The following is a 714-nucleotide window of genomic DNA, read 5'->3' as shown; positions in this document are numbered from 1 at the left end:
GCCTGGCCGGCGTGCATCGAGCTGACCGCGGCCTCGGCGCCGTGCTTGAGGCGCTGAATCATCTGCTGGATCTCGTCGGTGGAGGCCTGGGTGCGGCTGGCCAGGGTGCGCACCTCGTCGGCCACCACGGCGAAGCCGCGGCCCATCTCGCCGGCGCGCGCCGCCTCGATGGCGGCGTTCAGCGCCAGCAGGTTGGTCTGCTCGGAGATGCCGCGGATCACCGCCAGCACCTGGTCGATGGACGCCACCTGCTCGGCCAACTCGGCCACCGCGCCGGCGGCGGTGCCGATATCGGCGGACATCTGCTCGATATGGCCGATGGACTGGCGCACCACCTGGCGCGCCTGCTGCGCCTCGTCGCGGGCGCTGTGCGAGGACTGCGCGGCGCTGCTGGCGTTGCGCGCGATCTCCTGCACGGTCAGGCCCATCTCGTGCACCGCGGTGGCCACCATGTCGGTCATTTCCTGCTGCTGGCCGGCACGCCCGGCGGTGTTCTCCACCACCTGGGCGACCTGGCCGACCGCGCCGCGCAGGCGCTCGCTGGTGGCCAGCACCTCGCCGATCAGCTCGCGCTGGCTGGCCAGGAAGCGGTTGAAGCCACGCGCCAGGTCGCCCAGCTCGTCGCCACGCGACTCGTCGAGGCGCCGGGTCAGGTCGCCGCCGCCGCCACCGATTTCCACCAGCGCCTGGGTCACCTGGCGGATCGGCCGCACC

General features: G+C 73.1%; 1 protein-coding gene. It reads right to left on the bottom strand.

From position 1 onward, the window contains the following. Positions 1-714, bottom strand: a 714-nt coding sequence (locus N878_RS23775) for a methyl-accepting chemotaxis protein (RefSeq protein WP_021445994.1), incomplete at both ends; no start/stop codon positions are given.

This window comes from Pseudomonas sp. EGD-AK9 (genome assembly GCF_000465935.2).
Taxonomy (GTDB): domain Bacteria; phylum Pseudomonadota; class Gammaproteobacteria; order Pseudomonadales; family Pseudomonadaceae; genus Aquipseudomonas.
Note: the sequence above shows the minus strand (reverse complement) of the source record. Positions and strands in the feature narration are given on the sequence as shown.